This window comes from Paracoccus sp. Ld10 (assembly GCF_045064235.1).
Classification (GTDB): domain Bacteria; phylum Pseudomonadota; class Alphaproteobacteria; order Rhodobacterales; family Rhodobacteraceae; genus Paracoccus.
This window is the reverse complement of the sequence record NZ_JBISHD010000032.1, coordinates 256,365-269,822: the sequence shown is the minus strand read 5'-3', so window position 1 is coordinate 269,822 and position 13,458 is coordinate 256,365. Positions and strand designations below refer to the sequence as shown.

Annotated in this window: 12 protein-coding genes; 3 read left to right on the top strand and 9 right to left on the bottom strand. The window is 65.8% G+C overall.

The window, feature by feature from the left end; all coding sequences use genetic code 11:
• Positions 1 to 8: 8 nt before the first annotated feature.
• A complete protein-coding gene (locus tag ACJJVR_RS15170) occupies positions 9 to 1,295 on the bottom strand; it encodes an O-acetylhomoserine aminocarboxypropyltransferase/cysteine synthase family protein (protein WP_405405796.1) in 1,287 nt (428 codons plus the stop codon).
• Between the two features lie 81 nt (positions 1,296 to 1,376).
• Positions 1,377 to 2,219 (bottom strand): AAA family ATPase, encoded by an 843-nt coding sequence (locus ACJJVR_RS15165; protein WP_405405794.1) that lies wholly within the window; start codon positions 2,217 to 2,219, stop codon positions 1,377 to 1,379.
• A 174-nt stretch (positions 2,220 to 2,393) separates the two neighbouring features.
• Between ACJJVR_RS15165 and dksA the strand changes: the two genes are divergently transcribed.
• Both dksA and ACJJVR_RS15155 read left to right on the top strand, forming a co-directional pair.
• Positions 2,394 to 2,816, top strand: coding sequence for an RNA polymerase-binding protein DksA (dksA, locus tag ACJJVR_RS15160; RefSeq protein WP_405405792.1), 423 nt, complete (start codon positions 2,394 to 2,396; stop codon positions 2,814 to 2,816).
• 67 nt (positions 2,817 to 2,883) lie between these two features.
• Complete coding sequence (locus ACJJVR_RS15155; protein ID WP_405405791.1) at positions 2,884 to 4,005, top strand: FAD-dependent oxidoreductase; 1,122 nt, start codon at positions 2,884 to 2,886, stop codon at positions 4,003 to 4,005.
• Positions 4,006 to 4,064: 59 nt separating this feature from the next.
• Here the strand turns inward: ACJJVR_RS15155 and glmM are convergent, their stop codons facing one another.
• From glmM to ACJJVR_RS15120, 7 genes are all read right to left on the bottom strand, one after another.
• Positions 4,065 to 5,408 carry a phosphoglucosamine mutase gene (gene glmM, locus ACJJVR_RS15150; protein WP_405405789.1) on the bottom strand — a complete coding sequence of 448 codons (1,344 nt, stop codon included), beginning with the start codon at positions 5,406 to 5,408 and terminating at the stop codon, positions 4,065 to 4,067.
• Positions 5,405 to 6,397 (bottom strand): dihydropteroate synthase, encoded by a 993-nt coding sequence (folP, locus tag ACJJVR_RS15145; RefSeq protein ID WP_405405787.1) that lies wholly within the window; start codon positions 6,395 to 6,397, stop codon positions 5,405 to 5,407. The genes glmM and folP overlap by 4 nt, the downstream gene beginning before the upstream one ends.
• A gap of 6 nt (positions 6,398 to 6,403) precedes the next feature.
• On the bottom strand, positions 6,404 to 7,201 hold the full coding sequence (locus ACJJVR_RS15140; RefSeq protein WP_405405786.1) for a dihydroneopterin aldolase: 798 nt from the start codon (positions 7,199 to 7,201) through the stop codon (positions 6,404 to 6,406).
• A 41-nt stretch (positions 7,202 to 7,242) separates the two neighbouring features.
• On the bottom strand, positions 7,243 to 7,893 hold the full coding sequence (locus tag ACJJVR_RS15135) for a cell wall hydrolase (RefSeq protein ID WP_405405785.1): 651 nt from the start codon (positions 7,891 to 7,893) through the stop codon (positions 7,243 to 7,245).
• Positions 7,894 to 8,162: 269 nt separating this feature from the next.
• Complete coding sequence (locus ACJJVR_RS15130; RefSeq protein ID WP_405405784.1) at positions 8,163 to 10,706, bottom strand: putative PEP-binding protein; 2,544 nt, start codon at positions 10,704 to 10,706, stop codon at positions 8,163 to 8,165.
• A gap of 179 nt (positions 10,707 to 10,885) precedes the next feature.
• Positions 10,886 to 11,569: a peptidylprolyl isomerase gene (locus tag ACJJVR_RS15125; RefSeq protein ID WP_405405782.1), complete on the bottom strand. Its 684-nt coding sequence runs from the start codon at positions 11,567 to 11,569 to the stop codon at positions 10,886 to 10,888.
• Positions 11,562 to 12,068, bottom strand: a complete 507-nt coding sequence (locus tag ACJJVR_RS15120) for a peptidylprolyl isomerase (protein ID WP_405405781.1) — start codon at positions 12,066 to 12,068, stop codon at positions 11,562 to 11,564. The genes ACJJVR_RS15125 and ACJJVR_RS15120 overlap by 8 nt, the downstream gene beginning before the upstream one ends.
• Positions 12,069 to 12,244: 176 nt before the next feature.
• Between ACJJVR_RS15120 and ACJJVR_RS15115 the strand changes: the two genes are divergently transcribed.
• Complete coding sequence (locus tag ACJJVR_RS15115; protein WP_405405780.1) at positions 12,245 to 13,447, top strand: phosphoglycerate kinase; 1,203 nt, start codon at positions 12,245 to 12,247, stop codon at positions 13,445 to 13,447.
• The last annotated feature ends 11 nt before the right edge of the window (positions 13,448 to 13,458 follow it).

The following is a 13,458-nucleotide window of genomic DNA, read 5'->3' as shown; positions in this document are numbered from 1 at the left end:
CGTTTCCCTCAGGCGGTGGCCTTGGCCAGCGCCTGATCCAGGTCGGCGATCAGGTCGTCCACATCCTCAATTCCCACCGACAGGCGCACGACCTCGGGGGCGGCACCGGCGGCGCGCTGCTGATCCTCGGTCAGCTGGCGGTGCGTGGTGGATGCCGAATGGATCACCAGCGACCGTGCATCGCCCAGGTTCGCCACATGGCTGAACAGGTCCAGCGCATCGACCAGCCTGACCGCTGCCGCATAGCCGCCCTTGATCGCGAACGTGAACAACGCCCCCGCGCCCTTGGGGTACAGCCTGCGCACCGTACCATTCCACGCAGAGCTTTCCAGACCCGCATAGGTCACCCGTTCCACGCGGTCATCGGCCTCCAGCCACGCGGCGACCTTTTGCGCGTTGGCGACATGGCGTTCCATGCGCAGGCCAAGCGTCTCGATGCCCATCAGGGTGTAATGCGCGCCCTGCGGGTTCATGGTCATGCCCAGATCGCGCAGCCCGATGGCGATGCCGTGAAAGGTGAAGGCCATGTTGCCAAAGGTCTCATGGAATTTCAGCCCGTGATAGGCCGGTTCCGGGGCCGACAGGCTGGGAAATTTATCGCTGGCCGACCAGTCGAATTTGCCGCTGTCCACGACCACGCCGCCGGTGACCGTGCCGTTGCCGGTCATGTATTTCGTCAGGCTGTGCACGACCAGCGTCGCGCCCATCTCTATCGGGCGACACAGATAAGGGGTGGCCAGCGTGTTGTCGACGATCAGCGGAATGCCAGCCGCATCTGCGATGGCCGCGACCGCCGGAATGTCGGTGACCGAGCCGCCGGGGTTGCTGATCGATTCGCAAAAGATCGCCCGCGTGTCGTCGTCGATCGCCGCGCGCAGGGCATCGGGGTCGTCGAAATCGACGAACTTGGCGGACCAGCCGAACCGGCGGATCGTGTGGCTGAACTGGGTCACGGTCCCGCCATACAGCCGGGTGGAGGCCACGATGTTGCGCCCCGGCGCCATCAGCGGAAACAGCGCCAGGATCTGGGCGGCGTGGCCCGACGAACAGCAGACCGCGCCTGCGCCCCCCTCCAGTGCCGCGACGCGCGATTGCAGGGCCGCGACGGTGGGGTTGGTCAGGCGCGAATAGATGTATCCGACCTCCTGCAGGTTGAACAGGCGCGCGGCGTGATCGGCGTCGCGGAACGCATAGGCCGTGGTCTGATAGATCGGCACCTGCCGCGCCCCGGTCGCCGGATCGGCGGCGGCGCCCGCGTGGATCGCCCGCGTGTCGAAACCCTGTTGATCGCTCATGATGTTCTCCCTCCGATGTGGCGCAAGCCTAATCGTGGGGCAGGGCGGGCGGCAATCGGGAAACGCATGCATCGGATCTCGTCAGCGCCCTTGGCGGCGCGCCATGAAGGCCAGCTTTTCGAACAGCGCCACGTCCTGTTCGTTCTTCAGCAGCGCGCCGTGCAGCCGGGGCAGCATGGTGGCGGGATCGCGGGCCAGATCCTCGGGCGACAGATCCTCGGCCAGGATCAGCTTGAGCCAGTCCAGAAATTCGCTGGTCGAGGGTTTCTTCTTCAGGCCGGGCACGTCGCGCAGGTCCATGAACTGGGTCAGGGCGCTGTCCAGCAGGCGCGGCTTCAGCCCCGGGTGGTGGACCTCGACGATGGCACGCAGGGTCGCGGCATCGGGAAAGCGGATATAGTGGAAGAAACACCGGCGCAGGAACGCGTCCGGCAATTCCTTTTCGTTGTTCGACGTGATGATCACGACCGGGCGATGCGTGGCGCGGACCGTCTGCCCCGTCTCGTAGACGTGGAACTCCATCCGGTCCAGTTCCTGCAGCAGGTCGTTGGGAAACTCGATATCGGCCTTGTCGACCTCGTCGATCAGCAGCACGACCCGCGACGGCGCCGCGAACGCCTGCCACAGCTTGCCTTGGCGGATATAGTTCGACACATCGTTCACCCGCGCGTCGCCCAGCTGGCTGTCGCGCAACCGGCTGACGGCATCGTATTCGTACAGGCCCTGCTGCGCCTTGGTCGTGGATTTGACGTGCCATTCGATGATCGGCATGCCCAGGCTGGCGGCCACCTGGCGGGCCAGTTCGGTCTTGCCTGTGCCGGGCTCGCCCTTGACCAGCAGCGGCCGTTCCAGCGTGACGGCGGCGTTCACCGCCATGGCCAGATCAGGCGGGGCTACATAACGGTCGGTTCCCGTGAACTGCATCAAAACTCTCTTTCTGTGCAGGATACTTGGCCGCAACTGCCCGCGCGGCCACAGCGAATTGCACGTCGCGCATCATTAGCGCCCTGAACCCTAGTGACAAGCCGCACGTCATACTTTATGGGACCGCGCAAGGTGCCGGTAAATTTGCTCCGCCCGGCGCCGCCGGAGGACGTAATGAAAGCCCAGACCTTCCTTCCCCAGGATTATCGCCCCGCCGAGGACGAGCCCTTCATGAACGAGCGTCAGCTCGAATATTTCCGGCGGAAGCTCGAGGCCTGGAAACAGGAACTGCTCAGCCAGTCGGCCGAGACCCTGGAAGGATTGCAGGACAGCGCCCGCAGCGTGCCGGACCTGGCCGACCGCGCCAGCGAGGAAACCGACCGCGCCCTTGAACTGCGCACCCGCGACCGTCAGCGCAAGCTGGTCAGCAAGATCGATTCCGCCCTGCGCCGGATCGAGACCAGCGATTTCGGCTATTGCGAAATGACCGGCGAGCCCATCAGCCTGCGCCGTCTGGATGCCCGCCCCATCGCCACCATGACGCTGGAGGCGCAGGAACGCCACGAGCGCAAGGAGCGCGTCCACCGCGACGACTGATCCGTCGGTCTGCCCCGCGTCAGGCACCGCCCGGTGCGGGGTCTTGTCACATCCCGGGGTCAGATCCATGTCCGCGCTTTTGAACCGCACTGTGACCGTCATCGGCGCTGGCATCGGTGGGCTGACGGCGGCTTTGGCGCTGGCCTCGCGCGGCGCGCGGGTCACCGTGATGGAACGTGCGCCCGAACTGGGCGATGTCGGGGCGGGTATCCAGCTTTCGGCGAATGCGGTCCGAGTTCTGGACGCGCTTGGTGCCGGGTCCGCGCTTCATGCCGCCGCGCGACGCACCGATGCCGTGCAGCTGAACGATGCGCATGGGCGGCGCGTCCTGCGCATGGACCTGCGGGCGCACCGGCCCGATGCGCCATTTCTGCTGATCCATCGTCCGCGCCTGATCGCACTGCTGGCCAACGCCGCACGGCAGGCAGGCGTGATCGTTGAACTGGGCCGCACTGTCTTGGACCCTGTGGGTACTCTCACGATCGCCGCCGACGGGTTGCGCAGCAGCCATCGTGCCGCCCTGAACGGTCAGCAGGTGCCGTTCTTTACCGGCCAGACTGCATGGCGCGCCCTGATCCCCGATCCCGGCAGCGCGCCGGAGGCCCAGGTATTCATGGCGCCGCGCCGACATCTGGTCAGCTATCCGTTGCCCGGCGGTCTGCGCAACATCGTCGCCGTAGAGGAGCGCCCCGACTGGCAGGACGAAGGCTGGAGCCATCCCGGCGATCCTGACCGCCTGCGCGCGAATTTCGCGGGCATGGGTGGCCCTGTGCCGGGCTGGCTGGCGCAGGTGGACCGCACGCATCTGTGGGGACTGTTTCGGCATCCGGTCGCGTCGCGCTGGCATGACGACCGGCTGGCTCTGCTGGGCGATGCGGCACACCCAACCCTGCCGTTTCTGGCCCAGGGCGCGGGCATGGCGATCGAGGATGCCTGGACCCTGGCCGCCTGTCTCGACGCGATCGCGGATCAGCCCCGCGCCCTTGCCCGCTATCAGGCCCTGCGCCACCCCCGCGTCACCCGCATCGTCGAGGCCGCGAATGCCAACGCCCGCAATTACCATTTCGGGGGTGTGATGCGGTTCGGGGCGCATTCCGTGCTGCGCTTGGCTGACCGTTTTGCGCCATCGCTGATGCCCGGCCGCTTTGATTGGCTGTACGACTTCGACCCTATGGCACAAAGACCATGACTCACGATCGGGCGTGATGACCGGCGGGCGCATAGCCCCCCGGCCATCGCGGGACGCAATCAGGCCGCGCGTTCAACCGCCGCGACGATCCCGTCGACAACCTCGCGCAGAACACCTTCGTCCTCGGCTTCGGCCATCACCCGGATCAGCGGCTCTGTCCCGGACCTGCGGATCAGCACGCGCCCTGATCCTGCCAGCCGTGCCTCGGCATCCGCGATCATCCGCTTGACCGGCTCGGCCGCCAGCGGGTCGGCACCGGCGGCATAGCGCACGTTCTTCAGCAGTTGTGGCACCGGCTGGAACTGGGTGACCAGCTCGCTGGCAGCACGGCCGGTCTCGGCCATCGCGCCCAATACCTGCATCGCCGCCACCAACCCGTCGCCGGTGGTGGCATAATCGGTCATCACGATATGGCCCGACTGCTCTCCGCCCAGATTGAAGCCACCTTCGCGCATGCGTTCCACGACATAGCGATCGCCCACTTGCGTCCGCTCCAGCCGCAATCCACGCGCGGTCAGGTAATGATCCAGCCCCAGGTTCGACATGACCGTGGCAACCAGCGCCCCGCCCGACAGCCGACCCTGTTCGGCCCACCGGCCCGCCAGCAACGCCATGATCTGGTCGCCGTCCGCCACGCGGCCAGTCTGGTCGACGATCACCACCCGATCCGCATCGCCGTCCAGGCTGATCCCCAGATGCGCCCCATGCGCGCGCACCGCGTCGACGCAGGCCTGCGGATGGGTGCTGCCAACGCCGTCGTTGATGTTGAACCCATCAGGTTTGACGCCCAGGGGGATCACGTCCGCACCAAGTTCCCACAGTACATCAGGTGCCGCCCGATAGGCCGCACCGTTCGCGCAATCCAGCACCACCTTCAGCCCGTCCAGCCGCAGCTTGGGCGGAAAGGTCGTCTTGGCATATTCCATGTAACGACCGCGCCCGTCGTCGATGCGCTTGGCGCGACCGATGCTGTCGGGCGCGACCGGGTCCAGCGCACCGGCAACCAGCGCCTCGATCTCTGCCTCGGCATCGTCTGACAGCTTGAAGCCGTCGGGGCCAAAGAACTTGATGCCGTTATCCTCGGCCGGGTTGTGACTGGCCGAGATCATGATCCCCAGATCGGCCCGCATCGACCGCGTCAGAAACCCCACCGCCGGCGTCGGCACCGGTCCCAGCAGCAGGACGTTCATGCCTGTGCTGGTCAGTCCCGCCGTCAGCGCGTTTTCCAGCATGTAGCCCGACAGGCGCGTGTCCTTGCCGATCACCACCCGGTGCCGGTTGCGTCCGTCGCGGCGGAAATATCGACCGGCGGCGGCGCCAAGGCGCAGCGCCATCTCGGCGGTCATCGGATAGGTGTTGGCGCGCCCGCGGACCCCGTCTGTCCCGAAAAGCTTTCTGCTCATGTCCCTGCCTTCCCGTTCTTGTTGAGGGCCGCGATCAGGCGCAGCCCCTGTGCGTGTTCCGCGACATCGTGGACGCGGTGGATCTGGACCCCCTGCGCAATCGCGGCAACCGTCAGGGCCAGCGTGCCGGGCATGCGGTCCGCCGCCGTCTGTGCGCCGCCAATCCGTCCGACGAACCGCTTGCGCGACACGCCCAGCAGGATCGGACAGCCCAGCCCATGATACAGCGAGATCCGCCGCAGAATCGCCAGATTATGCGCCTCTGTCTTGCCAAAGCCGATGCCCGGATCGATCACGATACGGTTGGGGGGAATTCCCGCCCGGACCGCCCTGTCGATGCGCGCAGCCAACGCGTCATAGACATCCAACAGCACGTCATCATAACGTGGATCGTCCTGCATCGTGGCAGGCAGCCCCTGCGCATGCATCAGGCATACCGGCACCCCGGACCGCGCCACCAATGGCGCCAGTCCGGCGTCGAAATCAAATCCCGACACGTCGTTGACCATCGCGGCCCCGGCCGCCAGTGCAGCCTGTGCCACCGCCGCCTTGCGCGTGTCGACCGAGACCGGGACCAACCGGTGCGCAGCGGCGATGACGGGGATGATACGGCTGATCTCTTCTGGCGCTGCGATCTCATCGGCGCCGGGGCGGGTCGATTCACCGCCGACGTCCAAAAGGTCCGCACCGTCCGCCACTAGCGCGCTGGCCTGTACCGACGGATCGTACTGGCCGCCGTCGGAAAAGCTGTCGGGGGTGGCGTTGACGATGCCCATCAGACGCGGCTGATCCAGTGTCAGGCCCAAAAGGGGCGGGCGCGTAATCGTCAACGCGGCCATCACATGGTCCGGGGCGCTGTCCGTGATCCGAGGCGGTGCCCCACGCTCCAGGATTTCCAGATGCGTGAACGTCATCCAGCCCCCCGCGAGGGTCCAGCGCCCGCCCTGATCCTGTGGGATTGGGCGATAATAGAGACCGTCCCGCATCATCCGATCTCAGTCGGTGCGCAGGCGTGCGACGCTGATCGACATCCCGTCCGGCACGGCAGGCAATGACCTGTCATCGGCACCGGCAAAATCGATGTGATGCGCACCAAGGCGATCGGCCAGCCACAGCGCCAGGCTGTCCGGCACATTCCCCGCATCCGCCGCATCGGCGGCAAGGCGCGTGGGCGCCCAGATCACCGGTTGGCGCCGCTGAATTGCGGCGTCCAGTTCAGTCCGCGTCTCTGCGACCTCGATGCCCAGTGCGCCGCCAAGACGCCAGGCAGCCTGATCCAGCGCCAACAGCGCCAGACGACGGGCATGCGGCCCGTCAGTGGCCACGGCATCCGTCCCGGGCACGATCACCACGGCGCCTTCTGGCAGTGGTGCGCCCGGCGCATGCACCAGGATCGACACATGCGCGGGAACGCCCGTGGCGGGCACGCGACCGCGATGGCGCACGATCGCCACGCCAAGCGCGCCCGGACCGCGGTCCAGTTTTTCCACGCTGACGTCGATGCGGGCCGCGCGGGGGTGGGCCAGAACCTCGGCGGCGATGCGTTCGGCCAACGTCTCGACCAGGTTATAACGCTGGTCGGCCAAGGCCGTGTCCACAGCCTGCGTCAGCACGTCATAGGACAGGACATGATCGACATGGTCGCCGCTGTCCGCGACGCCGTCGCGCAGGTCCACGGTCAGGTTGAAGCGCAGACGCTGTTCAAGGCCGCGTTCCGATTGAAACGCACCGATTTCGGCCGAGATGACGTGGTCGCGCAGAAAGATGCGGTCAGGATGTTCCATATCCGCCATTCACAGCAAATCCGCGGTGCGGACAAGCCCCACCGCAGGCCTCAGTTCGACGCAACGCGCTGATTGGTGCGATAAAAGATATGGCTACCGATCTGGACCGTGCGTTGAAAGCGGCGCGACCAGGACGGGCTGACCGCGGGAGTGTGGAAATAAGTGGCACCGCCGGTCAGTTGGCGCGGCGCGCCTGACAGGGCGTCGGCGGCAATATCCTGGGCGCGCAGATAGGCCGCCTTGTTGCGGATCGGTTTGGCGCCGCCGATGGTATAGCTGAACTGGCTGGGCTGATTGATCACGCCACAGACGGTTCGCGGAAACGCGCCGCTGTCCACGCGGTTCAGAATGACCTCTGCGACGGCCATCTGGCCTTGGCGACCCTCGCCGCGGGCCTCGTGGTACAACGCCTCTGCCATGCAATCCAGATCAGCACGGGTGATGACGGTACGGGTGTTCGCCAGATGCAGGTTTTCGACGGGCTCATCGGGAGTGATCTCGACCGAGACGGGCATCGCGTCGGTATAAAGCAACGGCGTGGGCCGCGGCGCGTTCGCAGCGGCTTGCAAAGCGGTGAACATGCCGGTATCGGCGGAAAAAAGAGATCCGTTCCCCCCGGCAAGGGCAGTGGTGGACAAAAGGGGCATGGCTGTTGCCGCACATAACAGAGCGTGCGCCAGCCGGATTGACAGCTTGGGCATGTACAGTCCTATACAGGGTCCCGTGTTGACGGGGCATTAAAGCCCGGTCGACAGAAGCATGCTGTCACGCCGGGCGGGCTGACGATGTGCATAGAATTTTCAGCATATGCTGTACGAGCCAACATTGACGTGAGGCGCGGAACTGTGGGCTAAAGGCCATTTTTAGGCAGCATTCCGCCGGGGCGTTTTGGGGATTCCGGCGGCTTACGGCGCATCCACACGTGGCCCGATGTTATGTCCAGCCAAATTAACGCCCTGCGGTTGCAGAATCAGGGCCGTGCCGCGGATGGACGATTTCGGATCACGGATTGGGCAACTGCAAGCCGCGCGACAGGCACGCGGAACGGCGAACAGGACACATAATCCAGATCGGCCTGATGACAGAACGCGATCGATTCAGGGTTGCCTCCATGCTCTCCGCAGACGCTGAGGGTGATGCCCGGCGACTGGGCGCGGGCGCGCTGGACGCCGATCAACAGCAACTCTCCGACACCGTCCTGGTCCAGAACGTGAAACGGATCCTCGGCATAAACGCCTTGACCGACATAGGCCCCCATAAAGCGTCCCGCGTCGTCACGTGACAGACCATAGGTCATCTGTGTCAGGTCATTCGTGCCGAATGACAGGAACGCGCTGTGAGCCGCGATGTCGCCCGCGCGCAGGGCGGCGCGGGGCGTTTCCACCATCACGCCCAGGCGATAGGTGAAATCGGTCCGCATCTCGTTGCGGACGGCGGCGGCGACCGCGTCGATGCGGGTCTTGACCAGTTCGACCTCGCGCATCGCGCTGACCAGAGGGATCATGATTTCGGGGACGACGGGATCGCCCTTGCGGCTGGCCTCGACCGTGGCCTCAAAGATCGCGCGGGCCTGCATGTCGTAGATCTCTGGGACGGTGATCCCGAGCCGTACCCCCCGCATGCCCAGCATCGGGTTGAATTCGGTCAGCGCGTCAACGCGCCGGGTCACATCAGACAGTGGCAGATCCAGCGATTCGGCCAGTTCGCGCAATCCCTCACGGTCGTGGGGCAGAAATTCGTGCAGCGGCGGGTCGAACAGGCGAATGGTGACGGGCAGGCCGGCCATGATCTCGAACAGGCTGGCGAAATCCTGGCGCTGCATAGGCAGAATGCGTTCCAGCGACAGGCGCCGATCTTCGGGGGTGTCGGCAAAGATCATCTCGCGCATGGCGGGCAGGCGTTCGGCATCAAAGAACATGTGTTCCGTGCGGCACAGACCGATGCCCTGCGCCTGAAAACGACGGGCGGCGCGGGCGTCCTCGGGTGTGTCGGCGTTGGCGCGTACGCCCATGCCACCCGTTTCGGCGGCCCAGTCCATCAGCTGGGTGAACGCGTCGTCCAACGCCGGCGGCAACAGGACAGCAGCGCCCGACAGAACCTCGCCGGAACTGCCGTCGATGGTGATTTCGTCGCCTTCGTGCAGGGTGCGGGTGCCGGCGCGGACGGTCCGGGCGCGGGCGTCGATCGTCAGGCCGCTGGCACCCACGATGCAGGGCAGGCCCAGGCCGCGCGCGATCACCGCCGCGTGGCTGGTCGTGCCGCCCCGTTCGGTCAGCACCGCGACGGACGCGTGCATGCCGCGGATGTCCTCGGGCACGGTCTCGCGCCGGACAAGAACACACGGCTCGCCCCGCGCATGGGCGGACTGGGCGCTGGCGGCGGAAAAGACGATGCGGCCGGTGGCGGCGCCGGGGCTGGCGTCGATACCGCGCGCGATCACGTCACGGGGCGCGCGCGGGTCGATCTGATGGTGCAACAGGTCGGCCAGGGCGCGCGGTTCGACCCGCATCAGGGCCTCTTCCGGCGGAATGATGCCATCGCGGGCAAGGCTGACCGCGATGCGCACGCTGGCGCGGCTGCCACGGGCCACGCGGGTGGCGTCGATGACGCTGATCCGACCCTCTGCGACAACGAACTCGATCTGCATCTCCTCGCGCAGGCGTTCGCGGGCGGCGATGCCAAAGCGAACCAGATCGGCAAAGATCTCGGGCGCGGTGTCCTCCAACGCCGGGCCGCGGTCGTCGCTGGTCAGGTACAGCGTTTCTGCGCCCGTGCCGACTGTGCCACCGTGCCATTGCCCGCGAAAGCGTCCGGTCACGCGGGGGTTGCCGGTGACAGGGTCGATGAACTGGATCGTGCCCGACCCGCAGACGCCTGGGCCAAGCGCCAGCGCCATTTCCTGTACGACCAGACCCAGTGGCGCATCTGCGGGCGCGCCCTTGGCCTGCCGCAAAAGCCGCGCTGTCGGCCCGTCCCAGGCGCGCGCCATGCTGCGCAACACTTCGGACAGTTGTTCCGTTGGGTCCTGGGGAAACGGCTGGTCCATCTCCTCCTGATAGCAACGCAGGCTGGCGGCCAAGGCACCGGGGCCGTCATGCGTGAACAGGTCGGGGTCCAGCCGCGCGATATGGATCGCATAACTCTGGACAAAGGACAGATAGACGGCGTCCGCATTATCCTGTCCGATGGCCGTGGCCAACCGTGCGTGCAGGGCGTCATTGATGCCGACATTCAGAACCGTCCCCGGTCCGCCCCATTCGGGCATCGCCGCAGACGGCCGCACGCTGACCAGACCGCTTCCGGCAAAGATATCCAGCAGGACGTCGGGCGGAATACGCCGTCCCTGAGCAATCATGCGCACCGTATCGGCTGGTATTGCAAAGCTGCGCGGGACAGGCAGCTGCATCCGTACCAATCGTTGCAGGCATTTTGCACGCCACCCGTGCAGGTCGCGGCTGATCGGCGCCGAAGGCGTGATCTGCAGGGCAGTGGGGGAATGGGGCGCGCTGGTCATGTCACTCGCACCCTAGGGGTGGCGACGGGCGTCCCGCAAGATCATAATGGGGCATCTGGACGCCGGGTCATGCGACCCGTGGGCACATTCGGATGACGTCCAACAGTCGTGATCTTTGGCCCGCCGGTGCGCATGGCGGTGATCAGGGGGCCGCGGCCCCCTGATCGGGTTTGGCGTGTTCAGCCTTGCGTTTCTTCTGCGGCGGCGTCCTCTGCAGGTGCATCTTCTGCAGGGGTGTCTGCGGCCGGGGCCTCATCGGCGTCGGCAGCGCCCGCGATGGTCACCGTCATCATATAGTCGGGCTCGGTCACCGATCCGTTTGTGGCGGCATCGCCCTTCTTGATGGCGTCCAGTACGTCCCAGCCTTCGATCAGCTGGCCCACGACGGTATATTCGCCGTCCAAAAACGGTGCCGGGGCCAGGTCGATGAAGAACTGGCTGTTGGCGCTGTTGGGATCCATCGCGCGGGCCATGCCCACGGTGCCGCGGTCAAAGGTCTGCTCTGTAAACTCTGCCTCCAGATCGAGCATATCGGAACCGCCCATTCCGGCCATGGCCGTATCGCCATCCTGACGGCCGTTCTCGACGTCGCCGGTCTGGGCCATGAAGCCGTCGATGACGCGGTGGAACACCACGCCGTCATAGGCGCCCGACTGGGTCAGCTCGACAAGGCGGGCGACGTGATTGGGGGCCAGATCCTCGCGCAGGTCCAGAACAATCGTTCCCTTGGACGTGCCCTCGGCATCTGCGACCTCGATGACCATGTTCGGTCCGTCGGTGTCCTCGACCTGCGGGTTGGTGCCCTGCGCGGTCGCGGCGGTGCCCAGCATCAGCAGTGCGGGGATGATCGCGATCTTACGCATCGGAAGCCACCTTGACGCTGATCATGCGGTCCGGGTTCACCGGCGGTTCGCCCCGGGCGATCTTGTCCACATGGTCCATTCCCTCAATGACGCGGCCATAGACGGTGTATTGGCCGTTCAGGAAATGGTTGTCCTTGAAGTTGATGAAGAACTGGCTGTTGGCGCTGTTCGGGTTCTGCGACCGGGCGGCGCCGATGGTGCCACGGTCATGCGGCAACTTGGAGAATTCGGCCGGCAGGTCCGGTTTGTCCGATCCGCCGGTACCGGCGCGACCGGGGTTATAGTCCTTTTCCATGTTCGCATTGGCCACGTCGCCCGTCTGCGCCATGAAACCCTCGATCACGCGGTGGAAGGCCACGTTGTCATAGGCGCCGGCGCGGGCCAGTTCCTTCATGCGCTCGGCATGTTTGGGGGCCACGTCAGACAGCAGCTCGATGACGACGGGGCCGTCCTTGAGCTGGATGACGATGGTGTTTTCCGGGTCCTTGATATCGGCCATGAGGCCCTCCTTTGTCAGGTGCGACCCCTGATCTAGGGACTGTCGCTGCCCGGCGCAACGCGCGAAACCGTTATGGGGTCCGACCGGCAGGGCGGCGCGCATCCATCGGCCGCGGTTGACGCCGCGCCAGCCATGCGGGACAAGTTCGCCAACTTTTGGACCCTGAAGGATGCGACATGGCAAAGTTCAACACCATCGATGACATGGAACTTGACGGAAAGGTCGTGCTGACTCGCGTCGACGTGAACGTTCCCGTGGAAAACGGCCAGGTCACCGACACGACCCGCATCGACAAGATCGTGCCGACGATCAAGGACATCCAGGCAAAGGGCGGCATTCCGGTCCTCTTGGCCCATTTCGACCGTCCCAAGGGGAAACGCGTCGACACCATGAGCCTGCGCCAGATTGTCCCCGCGCTGGAAGCGGCGCTTGGTCAACCCGTCGTGTTTGCCGACGACTGCATCGGCGGAGCTGCCAAGCGTGTCGTCGCGGGTCTGGAGCCGGGGCAGGTGGCCCTGATGGAGAACACGCGGTTTCACGAGGGAGAGGAGCAGAACGACAGCACCTTTGCCGCATCGCTGGCAGCCTTGGGCGGCGCCTATGTGAACGATGCGTTCTCTGCGGCCCACCGTGCGCACGCCTCGACCGAAGGGTTGGCGCGGTTGATGCATGCCGGTGCGGGACGCCTGATGGAGGCCGAGCTGAAGGCGCTGGAAGCCGCACTTGGCGATCCGCAGCGGCCGGTGATGGCAGTCGTCGGCGGGGCCAAGGTGTCGACCAAGCTGGACCTGCTGACGAACCTGGTCGAAAAGGTCGACCATCTGGTGATCGGCGGCGGCATGGCCAACACATTCCTGGTGGCGCAGGGCGTCGAGGTTGGCAAATCGCTGGCCGAACGCGACATGGCAGAGACAGCCCGCGCCATCCTTGAAAAGGCCGAGGCGACCGGTTGCAAGATTCACCTGCCAGTGGATATCGTCGTCGCGCGCGAATTCAAGGCCGGTGCGGCGTCCGAGACGCTGCCCGTCGATCAGTGCCCGGCGGACGCAATGATCCTGGATGCCGGCCCCGACACGGTCGAGGCGCTGCGCCAGGCGATGACCGCCTGCAAGACACTGATCTGGAACGGACCGTTGGGAGCCTTTGAGATAGAGCCTTTCGATGCCGCAACCAACGCCGCCGCGCGCGCCGCGGCTGAACTGACGGTGCAGGGCCAACTGGTCTCGGTCGCGGGCGGTGGTGATACCGTTGCTGCGCTGAACAAGGCCGGCGCGGCGGATGATTTCACCTTTATCTCGACCGCCGGTGGGGCGTTCCTGGAGTGGATGGAGGGCAAGACGTTGCCTGGCGTCGCCGCACTGGAGGCTGCCAAGCGTTGATTGGATGGCGC